Consider the following 19,194-nt stretch of genomic DNA (forward strand, 5'->3'; position numbering starts at 1 on the left):
TGAGTCCCTCACCATTGCTCAAGGAGCAGTCCAGGTTCTACAAAGTGGGAATGTTGAATTGAGAGGTAGATTTGGAGCAACAGTAGTTGCACTTAAAAGACCAGCCGCTGTTCCAGGACAATTCGGGATAAAAGCTCCCGGCAATGATAAGCCTTCATAGAAAGAGGCAGCGGAATATGCAGTTGAACCGGATGGCAACCTAAATGTATCATCTGTTGGATCTGGATAGTAATCAGTATAACGTGAGTCAGCCGGTACGTTCCATGCCTCCCAATAATTATAGCTTTGATTTCCAGTCGCATCAAAAGCTGTTACATGCTGAATAATCCACCCACCAAGTTGAGATGGTTGAGATAGTTGCCATTGAATAACCCAAGAGTCAGAGCCTTGGCCGCCGCTAACGTTATTGTAATCCAAACCTTGGGTCGAGGGCGTTGCGCACCACGAAGAGTATGACTGGGTCTGCAGCCCAGTGAAATTATCCCAGGCGTAAGATTGCCCCTGTGTTGTTTGGGACCAATGATAGGTCCGCGAACCCCAGGCCGAAACCGATGGAATGGGTGCCCCGAGATACCCATCAACCAACTGCGCATAGGAAAATCCTTCTGTCGCCTTTGGGCCAATATACAGATACACACGCGTTGACCCGCCGGCCCAGAAGTCCGCGCTCCGGTCCCACCCAGCCGGCGCTTCCTTGTAGGACAAGGGAACACCACCCGCCATTCCGCTCGGGTCCGTGACCATGAAGGGGCTGCCGCCAGCATACGCATACTGGTTGGCCTGGAAGGGATCGGCGCCCTGATCGCTGTTGACGAACCGGTGCCAGGGCGCGCAATAGAACCTGCCCTTCATGTACGTCAGTCCGCTAGGATCCGCCTGGAGGTGGCCCGTGTAGCCGGTGGAGGGTTCATACCCTGTTTGAAGGATCCGTTCCCCGAAGGGGCCAAAGAACTGGCGTCCCTCCTCGGCACCGTTCGATCGCGAGGTCACGAGGATCGGCGTTCCCAGATGGTCCGCATGGAGTTCATGCACCCCCGCCGAATCGATCTCAGCGATGGCGAGGCTCCCCAGGTAGACGATGTCCCGGGAGGCGAAGGAGGCCGGCGACGGGGTAGTCTGCCGGAATTCCGTCAGAAGCTGGCCACCGCTCGAATAGGCGTAGACCCGGTTCAGCAGGGCATCGCCGGTGTTCGTCCGGCTTGACCGCAATCCGGACGGCAAATAGGCGGCCCGGTCATCCCCGGCGGCCTGGAGCCACCCCAGACCATCCCATTCGAGGGAAACCTGGGGGATTCCGGCACCCGGGGCCATGGCGAACGTCTGGGCGTTTCCGTTGGCGAGGTAGGACCATCCCGTCACGGCGCCGTTGGTGGCGGTGGGTGGCGTCCGGTTGCTGGCGGAGGGGACCGCCAGGGAGAAGTTGATGAGGGCGTTCGAACTGGACATCAGGGCCGAAGCATTGTTGCCGAATTCATCGTGGCCAAATTCCAGGGAGCCCACCGTGGTTCCCACGGCTATCCCGGAACTCGGGGAAAGCGTGGCCCCGCCCAGCCGCCCCTTGACGTCATGGGAGAGGGAAGTCCATTCCCCCGCCTTGGTCAGATGAAGGTTCGGATCGAACTCATAGGACCGCGTCAGCGGAGCGGATCCGTAGGGGCCGATCTCCTGCCTCTCGACCTTCCCTCCCGTTGCGGAATAGGTCCAGGAATTGTAGGCGCCGGATCCGAACAGCAATTCCTGGCGATTCCCCCAGCCATCGTAGGTGACCGAGGCCAGGGTCGTGGCAGCAGGCACAGTACCCAGGAGAACCTGGGAGATTCGCCCAAAGCTGGCGGCGCCGCCGTAGACATACGTGATCGTCCTTCCGGACGGGTAGGTTATGGACGCCAGCCTTCCCGCGGAGTCGTACCCGTATCCGATGCTCCATCCGGACATCCCGGCTCCCGACACGGTTGCGCTCTCGTCGGTGATCCGACCGAAATCATCGTAGGTGAACGTACAGTCCGTGGAGCCATTCGGGTTCGAGGCCGAGGAGGAAGCCAACAGGGTCCCCGCGTAGGTGTACGTCACCTCAGCACCAGTCCCGGAAACCTTCCTGATCCTGCCCAGGCCATCCCACTGGGTAGTGCGTTCAAGGCCGGAGGCATCCCGGGTCGTCTGGGGGCGCCCCTGCGCATTGAACTGGCGATAGGTGGTGGTCCCGGTTTCCGGCATGGTTTTGGAGGTCAAAAGACCGAGCCCATTATAGGAGAAACCTCGGGTCTGGGTGGCGCCACCCGCCGGGGTGGTCGATGCGGAAAGCAGGTGCCCCAGGGCATCGAAGGTTGATGCCGTCACCGTACCGGAGGGATCGGAGGAACGGACCACCTCACCCCAGAGATTGGATGACGAGGAGGTCGAATAGGCCGTTCCCGTTTCCGGAGTGTAGGTCACCGTGACCACACGATTTTCCGCGGTGGCCGTGTAGGAGTACCCCACAGCCGGCCCTTCGGGCGGAACGATCCGCGTGGGGCGCCCCAGTCCATCGTATGTGGTCACGACGGATCGGCTGGCGCCGTCCTTGTTGGTTTCGGTCCGGGTCACGGGATTGCCATTCGAATCGTACGTGTAGTGCTCCGTCACGCCATCCCCGCCCCGGCTGCGGGTCAGGATCCGGCCGAAGCCATCCCGGGTCTCCCGCGTCTCCAGTCCGTTCTGGGTCGCGACCTGGGTCCACGCGTTTGGATAGGCTATGGCGACCGGTGCCTGCCCCTGGGTCTCCCGGGTCAGGACCCGGCCCCGGCTGTCATAGGTCAGGGTCGTTTTCACGCCGTTGGGATCCACGGCCTCAAGGGGGCGATCGGCGCTGTCGAACTGCGTCCAGGAACGGGAAAGGCTCCCATCATTAACGCCCGGGACATCATAGGTCACCGACAGAAGCGTGGGTTGGCCGCTGGCAGGATCCAGCGTGTATACGCTGGAGGCCATGCCCACGTTGTCCGGAAGCGCCCCGCCCGCGAAGGTCCGGTTGCCGAGGAACCGCCCGGAAGGCGGATCGTAGGTGAGGATGGTTCCCATCTTTCCGTCCGAGCCACCGTCCAGGTACTGCTTGTTCGGCAACCAGGTAACGGGGTCGTATTCGATCCGCTGTACCGGCGCCGTGCGCGTCGTGCCTCCACTTGTGCGGCTTTTCGTAATGGTCACGGGCCGTTTGGGGTCCAGGAGGTCGGGATGATCCTCGTACGTGTAGGTCGTGACATCCACATCCGCGCCCGCGGTGGTCGTGACCGTCAGGGGGGCGCCGGAATCCGGGTCCAGGTTCGATTGGACGGCGATCGTCGGGCTTCCGCTGGACGAGGTCGAACTGCCGGAGGCGAGCGAAAGGGTGTCGTCGATCCCAAAGAAACCATAGGCCGTGCTTGAGGTCGAAAGGACCTCCCCCTGCGCACCGAGGAGGGTGGTGGTAATGGGCGCCGCGTTCCCGAAATGGGGATCCGAGGGGGGAGCGAACGTGTAGCGGACCGTCGGGACCGGCACAGGGGTTATTCCCGGGCCGGACCAGGATTGGGAAGCGGTCGTGACCCAGGAACTCAGGCTTCCAACCCTGGGAAGGGACCAGGTCCAGGCGCGGTTCAAGGTGGTGTTGGACTGGGGATCGTAGGATGCGGCCGCCGCGACGCTCTGGAAGTCGCCGTCCATGCCGAGTTCGGGATTGTAGAAGGGGGCGGTGGCCCAGGTGAGGCTCGTGGCCACGCCGAGGGCGTCGGTGAAGCTTCGCAGGTCCCAGGTCCCGGAATCATAGGTGAAGGTGCAGAACTGATCCGCAGCCCAGCCTCCGGACGAAACGGAAGGCGAAGGCAACGGAAGCGCCGCCCCCATCCAGCCCGGCAACGCCAGGGTCGCGGGATTGCCGAACCGGACCTCGGTGGGCCTCAGGACCGGGCCGCCGGCCACCGGCGTGGGATTCAACCCTGGCGCCAGCCCGGGGTATCCGGTCACCTGCATGGAGGGGGCCGCCACGCCCAGGTAGTCCAGGCGCGCCAGGACCTGCTCGGTCGAGGAGGAGCCCGGCGCCGGGATGGCCCACTGCACCTGGAGGCCTTTGCCCCGGGGGTTCAGGACCTTCACGGTACGGACCTGGGAAATGCCGGCGGGGAGCCCCGTGGTGAAGACCTGATACCTGAAGGTGACCGCATGGCCGAACCGGTCCAGCCAGAGGATCGGGACAAAGGTCCCGTTTTCCCCCAAGGGCGCGAAGACCCGGGCCTTGTCACGGTCCATCACGACCCAGAAGGCATCAACGCCCGGAGCAAGGATTCCGGCTTGGGCCGCCCAATTTCCCAAGCCGGCCTGGTTCGTGTAATAGGCGGCCAATTTTCCGCCGGAGGCCACACCGAAGGTGCTGGGATTCCGCGCGGCCAGGCCGAAGCATTGGGCCAGGTTCACGCTGCCGGTCGTGCAGCTTCCCAGGGCCGGGAAATCCTCCCTGGAAAAGATCCTGCCATCCTCCAGGACAAAATACTGCAAGGGGTGGTAGACATCGTCCTTGGTGGACGTGCTTCCGTCCGAAATCAGTTCCGTGTCGCCCGTTGTGATGAAGCCGAAATGAAGGGTCCCGAAAGGGTTGCGAGTCAGTTCCTTGGCGGTTGGAACGTAGGTGCGGTAGTTCCTGCCGCTGTCGGGGTCCACGAGGAGCGTCCACACATCCAGCATGGCGATTTCCGTCACCGGCGACGCGTTGTACCGGAAGACAACGGGGATGGGAAGATCCCCGGGAACCGGGGCGCCGGCCATCGTCAGGGTCAGCGAGCCCGTGGCGGGGTCCACCCCCCACCCCGTGCCGAAGCCCGTTGCCTGGAGCGGGTACAGGACCCGCATCGGCGCCGCGGATTCGAGGGGGTGGGCGAGGAGCACGAATGCGGCGATCCAACCCATCCTCGCCACCCTGGCCAGACGCGGGAGCAGGCCTTTGCGGGCTTGCTGGAGTATAAAAAGCGGATTGCAGAGGCGTTCCATGGAATCCTTCCTGCCTGTCCTGAATGGGCTGTTTTGATTCGTGAAGGGTACTACCTTCGTGGCGGGAACATCAAGCCATCGGTCGCAGGTGGAATCCCTTTCCGCTTTGGTGGACCCTAACCTCCTGGTCTTCCGCCTCATCCCCTCAAACACCTCCAGGCAGTCATGCACGCTAACTTTCCAGCTGAAGGTCTGCGCCATGGCATGCTTCTGGATGGGGCCCAGGTCCGGGGATCCTCCCGGGACAGAATGCAGGCCCCGCCGATGGTCTCGCCCAGGATCCAGCACCAACACGGGCAGAGAACCCCAGCAGCGGTCCAACGGGAACACCTTCGGGGTCTTCGCCTGGCCACCTCCGCCCGCGGCTTGACCCGGCCCGGGTCACTCGCCCTTCTTCAGCCGGCAGGAAATGGGATGGAACACCGGATTGGCGCCGCGCTCCAGCGGCCAGGTTCGGCCTTCCGCCTGGGCCTTCCAGTACCCCCAGGGCAGCTTCCGGGTTCCCAACTCGTAATCAAAGCCGTCGTAGGGCTCCCGGAACGAATAGAAGGCCCAGTGGGACTGGTGGGCGTCCAGGGCCTGCAGCACGTCCTCCAGATAGGCCGCCGCCCCCGGCGAGCGCCTGTGGCATCCGAACTCGGCCGCCACCATCCGGTTCGCCGGAATGCCCTTGGCCCGCGCCCAGGCGTAGGCCGGTTCCAGGAAACGGGCCACGGCGGCCCGGTTCCAGACCTGGGTCCGTCCGCTGGCCGACGGAATGCGCCCCGGGTAAGTGAATGGAGCGGGCCGCCGCGGGTTGGCCGCGCAGGACCAGGCGAAGGGCTCATACATGTGGAAGGCGTACAGGACCTTGGAATCCGCCATGGCCGCGGGCCAATAGGCCCACGCCGTGGGCCGGGCGTACCAGCCGGAGTCCACCATGAGCGGCATCTCCCTGTCCACCTCCCGGATGGCCGCCGCCAGCCGCTGGCAGAACGCGGGGAGATCCCGCGCGGTGCCGCGCACGCCCCCGTACCAGGCCTTCATGCGCCCGGGCGAAGCATCCTCGTCCAGGCCGGCCTCCACCTCCGGTGCCGGTTCATTGACGAGATTGTATGCGACCAGGGCCGGATGCCCCTTCAGGCATGCCGCGAGATCCCGCCAGTACCTGGCCGCCTGCTCCCACCAGGCCTTGTCCCGCCAGATCCTCCCGTCGAACGCGCCGCCGTTGTTCTGGCGCCACCGCATTCCCGGAAGGGAAAGGGGCACCACGACCACCTTCAGGCCCGCCGCATGGGCCCGGTCCAGGGCGGCCCTCAGGATCTCCACGTCGCCCGGCGCCAGACCTTCGTACCGGTCCACGTTCCCCAGCAGGAAGTCCCGGCCCGACCCCTTCCATTTGCCCCAGGCCAGCCGGATCCACCGGATCCCTTCGCCCCGCGCGGCCTTCAGGTAGTCCAGCGAAGGAGGCTCGTCGTTCATGCAGTTGGCGCCGAAACGGATCTGTTCATCCCAGAAGGCCATGGGGCCCGGACCCCGGACCTCCGGAGCCCCGGCCGCCGACGGAGCCTGGACGCCAGGCGCCGCTGCCACCACCGCGACCCAGAACAAAGCTCGCGTAATGGCCTTCAATGCACGCACCCCAAACCTTCCGCAACGATGCCCCCGACCCGAGGGCTGCACCCCATCGATGCCTCAACCTGACGGAAGATTCCACAAGGACCCCCCCGAACCCATGAGGTCTCGCGGGAAACCTCAGGTAGCCCGACCCGAACCTTCCGGGCGATTCCAATTGGGATCGTCTGGCTGGGCCAACCATGACGGAGAGTTCGGTTTCAGGTCCCTGTTGATCCTCCCAGGCTCACCCCAAATATTTGATCCAGGCAACTTATAAGTTATTCTCTCATTTGTTACTTCGATTTGCCTTCCCCCTCGAGGACTGCCGAAGGAAGACAGTCCAATTCTCAGCCCCGGGGTGGTGACGGGCGGAAGGGGCGGGAGAAATCCAAAAGGCAGTTCTCCGCGACCCTCCGCGAGGTCCTCCGCGCCTCCGCGTCCAATTGGCTGCTGGTGTGTGCCGGCGCGACCGTCCACTTACGCGACGCGCCGATCCACCTCGAGAACCACTTGAACGCGGAGGCGCAGAGGACTCGCGGAGGGTCGCAGAGGAAAAACTTCAGGCTTTCAAAGTCGGGAAGGCCCAATCCAGTTTGCAGGTTTTGTTACCACGACCTAATGTCTGGCCCACTCCATGAGCGCGAGCTGCGCCGCCGCGTTGGGCGTGAGCCCCGCGGCCTTGGCCTTTGAGACGAAATCGGACCAAATGGAGGGTTTCACCCGGAGGGTATGAACCTCCGCCGCTTCCACGGCGTGCCCCTTCCTAGGCCTTCCTTGAGGCGTGAGGACAGGCGGGACATGCGGCCCAAGCTCGGCCTCCACAGCTCGCACCTCGCGGGCATAGTTCCTTTGCACCTCGTCGTGGGTGTGGCCGTCCCGTTTGGCCTTTTTCATGGCTTCGTCCAGGGTGGTCTTCTTTCCGAGGGGCAGCAGCGTTTCCATGGGGCACCTCCTTACAGGGGGAAGCAAGTGACGGGATAGACGGTATCGGACGCGCTGACGTCGAAAATCAGGCGGTATGGCCGCCCATCCACTTCGGCCTCGATCACGTATCGATGGCGTACCCGTGAGGCCTGCATGCCATCAACCCCGGCCCAGAAAACCCGTTCGAGCAACCCCTAGGAAACGCCGTGCGCTTCGATATGTGCCGTGTTGTTGTCGTCCCAAAGAAACTCCATTGGGTTGCCCATATAAACGTATTACGTTTAATTTGCTTGTCAAGGGCCCATCCATTTGGACCCTCGCCGTGGCCTTCCCGGATGCGCTGGGAACTGCATGCCCTGATGCATTCCGAGGGCCGGAAGGTTCCCCACAGGGACTGCCCCGTGAACGCCGAACCCTAGCGGGAACCTACTCCCCCCTCGCCTTCCGCCTCATCCCCTCGTAGAGCTCCAGGTATTCCTTCGCGCTGGCCTTCCAGCTGAAGTTCTGCGCCATGGCATGCTTCTGGATGCGGGCCCAGGTGCGGGGATCCTCCCGGTACAGGCCGCAGGCCCTGCCGATGGTTTCGCCCAGGATCCAGCTGCTGGGCTCCTTGAACACGAAGCCGGTGGCGGTGGAATCCACCAGGGAATGGGAGTTGGTGTCCACCACGGTGTCGGCCAGGCCTCCGGCGTGGCGCACCAGGGGGAGCGCGCCGTAGCGCAGGGCGTACAGCTGGGTGAGGCCGCAGGGTTCCTGGCGGCTGGGCACGAGCATCACGTCGCTTCCGGCCAGGATGCGGTGGGCCAGGCCCTCGTCGTAGCCCAGCACGCAGGCCACGCGGCCGGGGTGGGCCTTGGCCGCGGCGGCGAAACCCTGTTCCAGCACGGGGTCGCCCGTGCCCAGGACCACCAGCTGGGCGTTGAGCTGGAGCAGGTAGGCCACGTTCTCCAGCACCAGATCCAGGCCCTTCTGCTCGGCCAGGCGGCTCACCACCCCGAAGAGGGGATCACCGGGCGACTCGTCCAGGCCGGTCTCCCGCTGCAGCAGGTTCTTGTTGAGCTTCTTGCCCGACAGGTGCCGCGCGTCGAAGTGGTGCTCCAGATGGGGGCTGGCGGCGGGGTTCCAGATGGCGTTGTCCACTCCGTTGAGGATGCCGGCGAGGTCGCGCCTGCGGTGGGTGAGGAGCCCGTCCAGGCCGCAGCCCGCCTCGGGCTGCTGGATCTCCCGGGCGTAGGTGGGACTCACGGTGGTGATGCGGTCGGCGAAGGCCAGGCCCGCCTTGAGGAAGTTGATCCGGCCGTAGAATTCCGCCCCTTCGGGGTGGAAGACGGACGGGCCCAGCCACAGCCCGGGCAGGAGCGGGGCGGGATAGATCCCCTGGTAGGAAAGGTTGTGGACGGTGGTCACGGTGAGGGGAACCCGTCCCGGATCCTGGGCGTAGTACGCCGGGATGAGGGCGGCCTGCCAGTCGTGGGCCTGGAGCACATCCGGGCGCCAGCCGGCCCAGTCGCCGTTGCGCCCCACCTGGGAGGCCGCCCAGGCGAAGGCGGCGAAGCGCAGATGGCTGTCCCCGTACTCCTCGTACGGTCCGCCGGCGCGGTCGTACAGCCCGGGGTGGTCCAGGAGGTACACGGGCACGCCGTCGTCGGTCCGGCCCCGCAGCAGGCGGGCCTCCCCCTGCCCCAGGAGGTCCGGGAAGCCGCCGGCGGGCTCCAGGTCCCGGATGCCGTTGAGGAGCGCGCCGAAGCCCGGCAGGAAGACCCGGGCGTCCGCCCCCAGGGCCCGCTGGGCCGCGGGCAGGGCGGCCATCACGTCCCCGAGCCCCCCCACCTTCACGTGGGGGAACAGTTCGGTAGCAGCGTGGAGTATCTTCATCGGCCTTCCTGCAGTTGGTCCAACATCCGCTGGGAGATCAGGGTTACACCTCCCGGGGTGCGATGGAAGCGGGCGGCGTCAGCCTCCGGATCATCCCCCACCACCAGGCCGCTGGGAACCCGGCAGCCCCGGTCCACCACCACCCGGTGCAGTCGCGCGTGCTCGCCGATGTCGGCTCCGGGAAGCACGACCGCTTCGTGCAGGTAGGCGTGGGAATGCACCCGCACCTTGCTGGACAGCAGGGAGCGGTGCACCGTGGCTCCGGAGATGATGCACCCCGCCGACACCAGGCTGCTGATGGCCACGCCGTTGCGGTGGGGGTCGCTGTGGACGAACTTGGCGGCCGGCAGCTGCTCCTGGTGGGTGAAGATCGGCCATTCGTAGTCGTAGAGGTTCAGTTCGGGGTCCACCGTGGTGAGGTCCATGTTGGCCTCCCAGAAGGCGTCCACGGTGCCCACGTCCCGCCAGTAGGCCGGCTTGTCCATGTTGGGGATGTTGCTTCGCTCGAAGCGGTGGGCGAAGACCCGGGCCCGGGGCACCAGGTAGGGGATGACGTCCTTGCCGAAGTCGTGGGAAGAGGTGGGATCCGCGGCGTCCCGCGCCAGCTGCCCGTACAGGAAGTCCGCCTTGAACAGGTAGATCCCCATGCTCGCGAAGGCGTAACCCGGCCGGTCCGGCACGGGGGTGGGATTCTGGGGCTTCTCCACCCAGGACACGATTCGGCCCGTGGCATCCGCCTGGGCGACGCCGAAGCCGCGGGCCTGGGCCAGGGGCACTTCCAGGCAGGCGATGGTCACGTCCGCGTCCTGCTCCAGGTGGTCCTCCAGGAACCGGCGGTAGTCCATCTTGTAGATGTGGTCCCCGGCCAGCACGAGGATGTTCTCGGGGCGGCGCGCGGCGAGGGTTTCGACGTTCTGGTACACGGCGTCGGCGGTGCCGCTGTACCACGCGTCACTCTCCAGGCTCTGCTGCGCGGGGAGCACGTGGATGAACTCGTTGAACTTCCCGTTCAGGAACGTCCAGCCGAACTGCAGGTGCTCCAGGAGGCTGTGGGAGTTGTACTGGGTGACCACCAGGATCTTGCGGATATTGGAGTTCACGCAATTCGACATGGTGAAGTCGATGATGCGGTACTTCCCCCCGAAGGCCAGGGCCGGTTTGGAGAGCCGGCGGGTCAGATCCTTGAGCCGCTTTCCGCGGCCCCCCGCCAGTACCATTGCGATGGTTCGTTGGGCCGCCAGGAAAACCTCGCGCTGCGACATCGGCATCCCTCGAGCATGCTTTGCCATCGAAGGATGCGCCAAAACCCGCGCCGGTTCAAGGCAAAACGGCCTGCAGCTCGCCCCAGAGGTAGTCCTCGTCCAGCGTGGTCATGCAGGGATTGCCTTCGACCTTGCAGACGACGTCCATGCATTCCAGGCACGGAAGGCCCTCCTTGCGCGCGGTGCGCACCCGGGGGCCCCAGGGTGTGGAGAACCCGGGCCGCGTGGGCCCGAAGATCGCGAGGGTGGGAATCCCGCTGCCCGCGGCGATGTGGGCGAGGCCCGAATCCATGCCCACCAGGGCCCGCGCGCCCGCGATCCACGCGGCGGAAAGGGCCAATCCGCCCCGGTTCGTGAGGTCCACGGCGCGGGGGACCCGCGCCCGGATCTGCTCGGCCAGCGCCATGTCCACGGGGCCCGCCCCCAGGATCACCGGGGTGATCCCCTCCGCCAGGAGCCGGGTTCCCAGCACCGCGAAGGAATCCACCGACATGCGCTTGCAGGCGCAGTTGGCGCCCGGGGCCAGCACCACGTAGTCGTCCAGGCCCAGGGCGGCCTTGCCGGCGGCCGCCTCGGCCAGGGCCCCGGGACGGGGCCTGAAGGGGATGAAGGACGCGGGCTCGGCAAGCTGCGGGAAGGCCCGGGCCACCACCGTCCGGTAGCGGTCGACGAAGGGCGTGTCCTGCTTGAAGAAGGCGATGCTGTGGGTGTAGAAGATGAACGTTCCCCCGTCCCCGCAGCCCAGGCGAAGGGGAACGCGGGCCAGCAGGCCCGCCACCCCCGGGCGGCTGCTCTTGGGAAAGTTGATGAGCGAGGCCGGCCGGTGTGCGCGCAGGAGGTGCGCCGCCTTCAGGGGGCTGTACTTCCGCTCGGGATCCGGCACCGCGGCCAGGTACCCGGGGGCACCGTCGAAGAGGTCCACGACCCAGGCCGGCCCCCAGGCCACCAGCGGCAGACCGGCGGCGCGAAGGGGAGCGATGGCCGCATGGATCATCATCGCGTCCCCGAAGAAGCGCGGGAAACGCACCCAGTGGGCCCCCATGGGCACGGCGTCGTTCAAGGCAGCCTCCAGCCTTCATCCTCGCGTAAGATAAGGCCTGAACCAAGGATCAATTCATGCCGCTCCCCCTCGCCCGCAGTTCCTTCCTGGCCCTGGTGGCCACCCTTTCCAGCCCGGGTGCGCCCCCGGCGGTGCAGGCCGCCTTCACGCCCGTGGACGCGGTGAAGGCCGAGTGGGACCGGAAGCCCCCGGTGCTCGCCCCAGAAGCGTTGGCAGCCCTGCCCCCCGCGGACCGGGCCCGGCTGGACCTGACGATCAAGCGCATTGGCGCTCCGGGCGCGCCCACCCTGCTGCCGCCCTGGCTCGCCGAACCCACCGCCCAGGCCTGGGAGGCCAAGGCCCTGGAGGCCGTCACGCCCCAGGACCGCTTCACCGCCCTCCATTTCCTCAACCGCCTGAAGTCCCCCCGGGCCCTCACCGCCCTGGAGAGCCTCACCCCCGCGGACGCCGCCACCTGGCCGGCCCACCTCCACCTGGAGGGTCCCCTGGCCACGGCGCTCCTCAACGGCGCCGTGGCCGGGCCGCCCGTGGTGGCCTTCATGGAGGCGCTCTTCAAGGCCGGCAAGACCGATCCCATCCGGGGCGGCGCCGCCCACCTCCGCCTGGTGCTCGCCGGGAAGGAGAAGGGCGTGGCGCGCATGGCCGATCCCTCCAACCTCGCCGACCTGGACGCCTGGAACCGCGGCCCCTGGGAGAAGCGGGCCCAGGAGCATCTCCAGCTCCTGAGCGGGGCCCTGGTTTCCGCCGGTTCCAACCCCGGCCCCGCCCAGCGCCTCCTGGAAGGCCTGCCCGCGGCGCCCGGCGCCGCCGCCGAGGCGCTGGCCATGAAGGCCCTCAACTCAGGCCATCTCCAGGTCCGCATCGCCGCCCTGGAGCACCTCGCCAAGGCCAAGGCACTGGACCCCGAGGCCGTGGGCACGCTCAAGCGCCACGCCTTCCTCAACTACGGCGGCCCGCTGTCCGCGCCCTTCCTGGCGGCCCTGCGCAAGCAAGCGCCCCAGGACGCGGACCGCTACGGCGCCGTCCTCCTGGGCTCCGGCGATCCCCTGGCCGTGGCCGCGGCCCTGGAGGACCTCCCCCAGGCCCCCGCCAACCTGGAGGCCCTGGTCAAGCGCCTCTGGTCTACGCCCATGTATGACGCCGTCCAGGCCCTGCTGCCCGCCCTCGAGCGCTGGAAGCTGGCCGGGGCCCAGCGCCGGGAGCTCCTGGCGAGGTTCCTGGAGCACCCCTGCTGGACGGCCCGCCTCGACGCCTACACCCTCCTGGCCAAAATCGACCCCTCCACCCCCTGGCCCGCCGCCCCCAAGCCCTCCTTCCTGGAGGATCTCATCCGCGACGAGGCCCTGCGTCTGGCGCGGGCCGCCAAGCCCGTGCGCATGCGCATCACCTTCGACCACGGCCCCCGCGTCGTCCTGGCCCTGGACCCCGTCAACGCCCCCATCAACGTGGCCAACCTCGTGCTGCTGGCCCGCCGTGGCTTCTTCAACGGGCGCCTGGTTCCCAGGGTGGTGCCCGACTTCGTGGTGCAGATGGGCAGCCCCGTGGACACCATGGACGGCGGCCCCGGCTACACCGTGCGCTGCGAGGACAGCCTGGCCTGGTACGGCCCCGGCAGCGTGGGCATGGCCCTAAGCGGCAAGGACACCGGGGGAAGCCAGTTCTTCATCACCACCAACGCCGCGCCGCACCTGACAGGAAGGTACACCCGGGTGGGCGAGGTGGAGGACCCGGACACGGCGCTGCCGATCCTGGACAAACTAGAACTGGGAACGAGGATCCTGTCGGTGGAAGTGCTCTAGTTGTGCACGCCCGGGGCTTCCCTGCCGGTGCTTTCCACGTATTCCTGGTAGGTTCCTGGGTACTTCATGGGGCCCGCGTGTTCTTCGCCGCCCAGTTCCAGGACCCGGTTGGCCAGGCCGCGCAGGAAGGTTCGATCGTGGGAAACGAAGAGCATGGTGCCCTCGAAGTCCTTCAGGGCCTCGATGAGCATCTCCTTTGTGGCCAGGTCCAGGTGGTTCGTGGGCTCGTCCAGCACGAGGAAGTTGGGAGGATTGAAAAGCATGCGCGCCATGACCAGGCGTGACTTCTCGCCGCCCGACAGGTTCCGGATGCGCTTGTCCACGTCGTCGCCGCTGAACTGGAAGGCGCCCAGGATGTTGCGCAGCACGCCCACGCCCTCCATGGGGAAGTCCTGCATGAGCTGTTCGATGACGGTCAGTTCCGGGTCCAGGAGGTCCAGGGACTGCTGGGCGAAGTAGCCCAGGCGCAGGCTGGCTCCCAGGCGCACGGAACCGGCGTCCGGCTCCAGGGCGCCGGCCACCATCTTGAGGAGGGTGGACTTGCCGGCGCCGTTGCGGCCCATGACGCACCACCTTTCGCCGCGGCGCACGTGGAAGTCGAACCCGTCGTAGATCTTCTTGTCGCCGTAGCCCTTGCAGACGCCTTCGAGCATGGCCACGTCCTCGCCGCTGCGCATGGGCAGGCGGAAGTCCCACTTCACCACCCTGCGCCGCTTGGGCAGCTCGATGCGCTCGATCTTGTCCAGGGCCTTGACGCGGCTCTGCACCTGGGCGGCCTTGGCGGCGTGGGTGGAGAAGCGCTCGATGAAGCGCTGCTCCTTCGCCAGCTTCGCCTGCTGGCGGGCGTAGGCGGCCTCCTGGTTGGCCTCCCGGGTCTCCCGCTCCCGGACGTAGAAGTCGTAGTTGCCGGAATAGGTGACGATGTCGCCCCCGTCGATCTCCACCACCTTGGTGACGATGCGGTTCATGAAGTCCTTGTCGTGGGAGGTCATGAGCAGCGTGGCGGAAACCGACTTCAGGTAGCTCTCCAGCCAGAGGATGGATTCGATGTCCAGGTGGTTGGTGGGCTCGTCCAGCAGGAGCACGTCGAAGCGCCCCAGGAGCACCTTGGCCATGGAGACGCGCATCTTCCACCCGCCCGACAGCGCCCCCACGTCCCCGTCGATCTGCCCGGGCTCGAAGCCCAGGCCCTCCAGGGTGGTGCGGGCCCGGGTCTCCAGTTCGTAGCCGCCCAGGTGCTGGTATTCCTCCTGCACGTGGCCGAAGCGCTCGATGATGGCCTCCAGTTCGTCCCCGCGGTCCGGGTCGCCCATGGCGTGCTCGAGATCCGTGAGCTCGTGGTGCAGGTCCCCCAGGCGCCCGCTCCCGGCGATGGCCTCGTCGAGGACGGTGCGCCCGGACATCTCGTCCACCTCCTGGCGGAAGTACCCGATGGAGAGCTTCTTCGGAACGCTCACCACCCCGTCGTCAGGGGCCTCCTCCCCCAGGATCATGCGGAAGAGGGTGGACTTGCCGGCGCCGTTGGGCCCCACCAGCCCGGCCTTTTCGCCGGGGTTCAGCTGGAAGGAGGCGTCGATGAAAAGGATCTGCTTGCCATATTGCTTGCTTACGTCGGAAAGGGCGATCAAGGGCTTGCTCCAAAGGAACAGCCTACCTCATCTTTCCAGGCGGAATGCCACGGTCAGGCTGAACGTCGCGGGCACGGGGGTCCCGTCCAGCAGGGCGGGCTGGAAGCGCCAGAGCCGGGCCACCCGCACCGCCTCGTTCACCAGCAGGGGATGGGGTCCGGAAACCACCTGGATGTCCGTGGGCACGCCCGAGGCGTCGATGGTCAGCCGCAGCACCACCGGTCCCTGGATTCTCGCGAGCCGCGCCAGGGCCGGGTACACTGGAGGGACCTGGTGCAGGACGCGGATGGCCTGGGTCTCCAGTTCCACCACCCGGATCGCCGCGGGGGGCGCCGGCTGGGGCGCGGGGCCGGGAAGGAGCCCGGCCACGTATGGACCCGCCGGTGCGCCGGGGTCGCCGGCGACCTCACGGGAGCGGTCGGCGACGGGGAGCGCGGCCGGGGTCTCGTCGGGGATGACGTTCCCGTCCGTGGGCGGGCGCACCGCCGTGAATCCCGCGGGTGCCGGGCCTCCGGAAGGGGGCGGGTCCGCCTTCGGGGTGGGCACGGCGGGCATCGGGTCCGAGTCGATGATCACCACGGGCGGCAGGGTGGTCACCGGGCCATGGGTGGCCAGGTGCCGGGCCCCGCCCAGCGCCGCCGCGCCCAGGGCCGCGTAGACGGCACAGGCCAGCATCAGGCTCGCGAGGCGGTCCGTGGGGGGCGCGGCCAGGTGCACCGCGTTGAACAGGAGGGTGGGAGGCAGGGCCTCGGCAGGCCGAGGGCGAGGTGCGCTGGCGGACATGGGACCTCCTTGGGTTGGGCGTCTCCGGATACGGAGAAGCGGCGCGGCCCCTGGGGTCCCGCGCCGCTTCGTCCTATCCAAAGATCGTGTTGCCAAGGTATCGGTTACGTTCGTTCGCTCGTCAAGGCGGAGCCGCGAATGTTACGGGACCGTGATGCTGGGCGCCTTTTCCGCCACGGACGTGTCACCGGCGGCGCCGGTGTCACGGATTTGTGCGGCTTCATCCCCGCACCACAAGCTTGTCGAGCACCTCGTAGCTCCTGGGCCCCCCCAGTTCGCGCCGCAGCCGGTCCCGGAGGATCCACGTGACGGCGCGGGCGGCGTCGCCGCCCTCGGGATCGGGGGCTTCGGCGGCGGGCAGGGTCCGCAGGAGCTTCAGGTGCTCCCGGGCCCCGGGAGGCAGGGCCTCCGGGCCGTCCACGGGGGTGCAGGCGGCGCAGCACCAGCCGTGGTCCTGGGTGAAAAGCACCAGGGGAGCCTCCCCGTTGCCGCAGCGCCCGCAGAGCCTGGGGTGGGGCAGCAGGCCCATGAGGTGGAGCATCCAGTGCTCCGCGTAGGCCAGGACGGCCATGGACCGGGAGGGGTCGTCCTTCAATGTCCGCGCGCAGGCCGACAGGAGCCGGAAGAGGCGGTCGTCCTCCACGCCCTCCCGGGCGACCCGGTCGAAGACGTCCGCGAGGCAGGCCACCACCAGGCTGGACTCCAGGTGGCCCAGGGTCATGGGCGAATGCACCAGCTCGCACCGAGTGACGCGCTTGAACTCCGCCTGCTCCCGGCCGAAGAAGCTTACCTTCACCAGGCCCAGGGGCTCGAAGCTGGAGACCCACTTGGCGGTGGGTTTCTTGGCCCCGCGGGCCAGTCCCACCAGCCGCTCCCCGTGCTCGGTGAGGAACGACACGACCAGCCCCCCCTCCTCGAAGGGGGTGGGGCGCAGGACGATGGCGGAATGGGTGCGGATCATCTTCTCCATTAAACCCTCCCCTGCCCCGGCGAGTCACATGGGCTGTGGAAGGAAATCCCACATTCTCCAGGAGGTGGCCATGAGAAAACTCGCACCTGCGGCGCTCGCGCTGGGCATCTGCCTCGCGCCGGCCCTCGCCCAGGACGCCCCTGCCCCCCGTCCCCGCATGGGGGCCCGCATGGGTGACCGCATGGACCGGATGGAGGAACGCTTCGACCGCGTCCTTCACCTCACGGACGCCCAGAAGGCGTCGGTCAAGGAGATCCGCGCCAAGCACAAGCCGGCCATCGAGGCCAAGCGCGCGGCGCTGGAAACCGCCCGCCACGCCTTCGGAGAGGCCCTGAAGAACCCCGAGGCCAAGCCCGAGGACCTCAAGACCCTCCACCGTGCCCAGGCCGACGCCAGCCTGGACATGCTCCTGGAGCACCGGGCCCAGCGCCTGGAGATCCGCGCCATCCTCACGCCCGAACAGCGCGAGAAGGCCGCCGGCCTCCTGGGGCGCATGGAAGGCATGCGGATGCGCCACGGCGGAGGCGGCCCGAGGTAGGGTATCGTGGGGACGGAGCACCCCATGGCCGTCCCCTTCCGACCGTTCCTGTCCCTGACCCTGGCCGCCACCCTGCTGGCGGCCCCCGCCCCGCCGGCCACCGAGACCCGCACGTTCCGGGAATGGATCGCGGGCCAGGAAGCCGGCGGTTCGGTGCGGACCCTCACCCGCGGCCCCGAGGGCGTCCGCATCGAATCCCGGCAATGGACGCGCCTGGAGCGCATGGGCGTTCCCATATCGCAGGAACTGTCCGAGACCGCCCTGAAGCGCCCCGACGGTTCCATCCGGTTCACCTTCCGCGTCTCCCTCTCGCAGGAGCCCCTGGAGGGCCAGGCGTCCTGGTCCCCCGCCGAACCCGGCAAGCTCGTCCTCGCCTACCGGAACCTTCCCTCCCGCACGGTGGACCTGCCGCAGGGCACCGTCCTCTGGCCCGGGGACGTGGACGACCTCCTGAAGGCCGCCGCCGCCGGCCGGCGCGCGGTCCACGTGAAGAGCTTCAACGTCTCCACCCAGCAGCCCTCGGCCCTGGACCTGGAGCCGGTGGGACCGGATCCCCTGCCGGGCTACCCCGGGGCCGTGCGGTTCCGGGGCAAGGCCTCCGAGGGGCCCCTGGCCCAGGACATGGAGATGTGGATCTCGCCAGGGGAGGGGGATCTCAAGTCGGTGGGCTCCTTCGCCGGCATCGTCATGGTCTCCCAGCGCCATGACCTGCCCGCGCAGCCCGCCTCGAAAAAGGACAAGACCTTCTTCGAGCCCACCCTCAAAGCCCTTCCCCACCATCCGTTCCTCCCCTGGGTGCGGGAGGTGGCCGTGCGGTGGGAGGGCAAGGGGACCCAGGACCTGCCCGCCGACGCCCAGCAGCGGCCCCAGGGCAACAACCGCTTCCTCCTGTCCCGCGCCGAGCCCCTGGCGGGGCCGGAGCTCACGGAGCCGCCGGTGGCCGGCGAACCCGGCGCCGAGGACCGGCCCTTTCTCGCCGCGACCCCCCTGGCGCAGTTCCGGGATCCCGTCTTCGACGGCCTCCTGAAGCGGCTGGATCCGCCCCCGGGGGCCACCCGGGCCGAGCTGGTGCGGCGGGTCACCGCCTTCGTATACGACTGGATCCGCGACAAGGACTACACCGTGGGGTTCGCCTCCGCCCAGGAGGTGGCCCGCAACCCCCGCGGCGACTGCACCGAGCACGGCGTGCTGGAAGTGGCCCTCCTGCGCCGCCTGGGGGTGCCGGCCCGGGGCGTGGTGGGCTGGGTGGCCATGGGCGACGGCATGGGTCTGCATTTCTGGGTGGAGGCCCGCATCGGCGCGCGGTGGTTCCCGGTGGATCCCACCTTCGACATGGTCCCGGCTTCGGCCTTCCGCCTCAAGCTCGGCACCACCGACCTGACCGACCTGGGCGCGGTGGGCTGGGAGAACGCGGCCTCCACCTTCCAGGACGGCACCTGGGTTCCCGAGGCGCCCTGGGCGGGCGCCGTGCGCGTCCAGGGCGACACGGCCTTCGGCCCGGGCCTGGCGCTGCGGGCCGAGGGATCCACCTGGTCGTGGCGGGACGGCCGCCTGGAGCTGGACGGCCGCCACCGGGTGACCGCCGCCCCCCGGCCGGGTCCGGCGACCCAGGTGCGCCTGCTCCAGGGCCGGGGCGGAAGGCGGGGCTGGTACGGCGCGGGCAGCCTCTGGGCCGACGCCGGCGCGGGGGATTGGCTCCTGGTGGACCGCATGTCCGAACGGGAAGCCTTCCGGTTCCTGGACACCCTGGACGTGCGGCGCTGA

Annotated in this window: 12 protein-coding genes; 3 read left to right on the forward strand and 9 right to left on the reverse strand. The window is 67.8% G+C overall.

The genetic code is table 11. From position 1 onward, the window contains the following. Nucleotides 1-18 precede the first annotated feature (18 nt). The 6 genes from ACZ5LB_RS07115 to ACZ5LB_RS07140 form a co-directional block, all read right to left on the reverse strand. Nucleotides 19-4,995 carry an RHS repeat protein gene (locus ACZ5LB_RS07115; RefSeq protein ID WP_464605483.1) on the reverse strand — a complete coding sequence of 1,659 codons (4,977 nt, stop codon included), beginning with the start codon at nucleotides 4,993-4,995 and terminating at the stop codon, nucleotides 19-21. Between the two features lie 381 nt (nucleotides 4,996-5,376). Then, nucleotides 5,377-6,498, reverse strand: a complete 1,122-nt coding sequence (locus ACZ5LB_RS07120) for a glycoside hydrolase family 5 protein (RefSeq protein ID WP_464605484.1) — start codon at nucleotides 6,496-6,498, stop codon at nucleotides 5,377-5,379. A gap of 708 nt (nucleotides 6,499-7,206) precedes the next feature. Further along, complete coding sequence (locus ACZ5LB_RS07125) at nucleotides 7,207-7,533, reverse strand: hypothetical protein (RefSeq protein ID WP_464605485.1); 327 nt, start codon at nucleotides 7,531-7,533, stop codon at nucleotides 7,207-7,209. Nucleotides 7,534-7,941: 408 nt separating this feature from the next. Next, nucleotides 7,942-9,390: a glycogen synthase GlgA gene (gene glgA / locus ACZ5LB_RS07130; protein ID WP_464605486.1), complete on the reverse strand. Its 1,449-nt coding sequence runs from the start codon at nucleotides 9,388-9,390 to the stop codon at nucleotides 7,942-7,944. Further along, nucleotides 9,387-10,607, reverse strand: a complete 1,221-nt coding sequence (gene glgC, locus ACZ5LB_RS07135; protein WP_464605487.1) for a glucose-1-phosphate adenylyltransferase — start codon at nucleotides 10,605-10,607, stop codon at nucleotides 9,387-9,389. The genes glgA and glgC overlap by 4 nt, the downstream gene beginning before the upstream one ends. Nucleotides 10,608-10,707: 100 nt before the next feature. Beyond that, complete coding sequence (locus tag ACZ5LB_RS07140; RefSeq protein WP_464605488.1) at nucleotides 10,708-11,712, reverse strand: glycosyltransferase family 9 protein; 1,005 nt, start codon at nucleotides 11,710-11,712, stop codon at nucleotides 10,708-10,710. 56 nt (nucleotides 11,713-11,768) lie between these two features. Between ACZ5LB_RS07140 and ACZ5LB_RS07145 the strand changes: the two genes are divergently transcribed. Further along, the gene (locus ACZ5LB_RS07145) at nucleotides 11,769-13,511 is read left to right on the forward strand and encodes a peptidylprolyl isomerase (RefSeq protein ID WP_464605489.1); all 1,743 of its coding nucleotides are present in this window, start codon (nucleotides 11,769-11,771) and stop codon (nucleotides 13,509-13,511) included. Here the strand turns inward: ACZ5LB_RS07145 and ACZ5LB_RS07150 are convergent. From ACZ5LB_RS07150 to recO, 3 genes are all read right to left on the reverse strand, one after another. Further along, nucleotides 13,508-15,139, reverse strand: a complete 1,632-nt coding sequence (locus ACZ5LB_RS07150) for an ABC-F family ATP-binding cassette domain-containing protein (protein WP_464605490.1) — start codon at nucleotides 15,137-15,139, stop codon at nucleotides 13,508-13,510. The two genes, ACZ5LB_RS07145 and ACZ5LB_RS07150, sit on opposite strands and share 4 nt — an antisense overlap. A gap of 27 nt (nucleotides 15,140-15,166) precedes the next feature. Further along, nucleotides 15,167-15,922 carry an energy transducer TonB gene (locus tag ACZ5LB_RS07155; RefSeq protein WP_464605491.1) on the reverse strand — a complete coding sequence of 252 codons (756 nt, stop codon included), beginning with the start codon at nucleotides 15,920-15,922 and terminating at the stop codon, nucleotides 15,167-15,169. 220 nt (nucleotides 15,923-16,142) lie between these two features. Then, nucleotides 16,143-16,892: a DNA repair protein RecO gene (gene recO / locus ACZ5LB_RS07160; protein WP_464605492.1), complete on the reverse strand. Its 750-nt coding sequence runs from the start codon at nucleotides 16,890-16,892 to the stop codon at nucleotides 16,143-16,145. Nucleotides 16,893-16,962: 70 nt separating this feature from the next. On the opposite strand from recO, the gene ACZ5LB_RS07165 reads away from it, so the two are divergent. Next, a complete protein-coding gene (locus tag ACZ5LB_RS07165; protein WP_464605493.1) occupies nucleotides 16,963-17,430 on the forward strand; it encodes a Spy/CpxP family protein refolding chaperone in 468 nt (155 codons plus the stop codon). 24 nt (nucleotides 17,431-17,454) lie between these two features. Next, nucleotides 17,455-19,194, forward strand: coding sequence for a transglutaminase-like domain-containing protein (locus ACZ5LB_RS07170; protein ID WP_464605494.1), 1,740 nt, complete (start codon nucleotides 17,455-17,457; stop codon nucleotides 19,192-19,194).

The organism is Mesoterricola sp. MK458 (assembly GCF_055384935.1).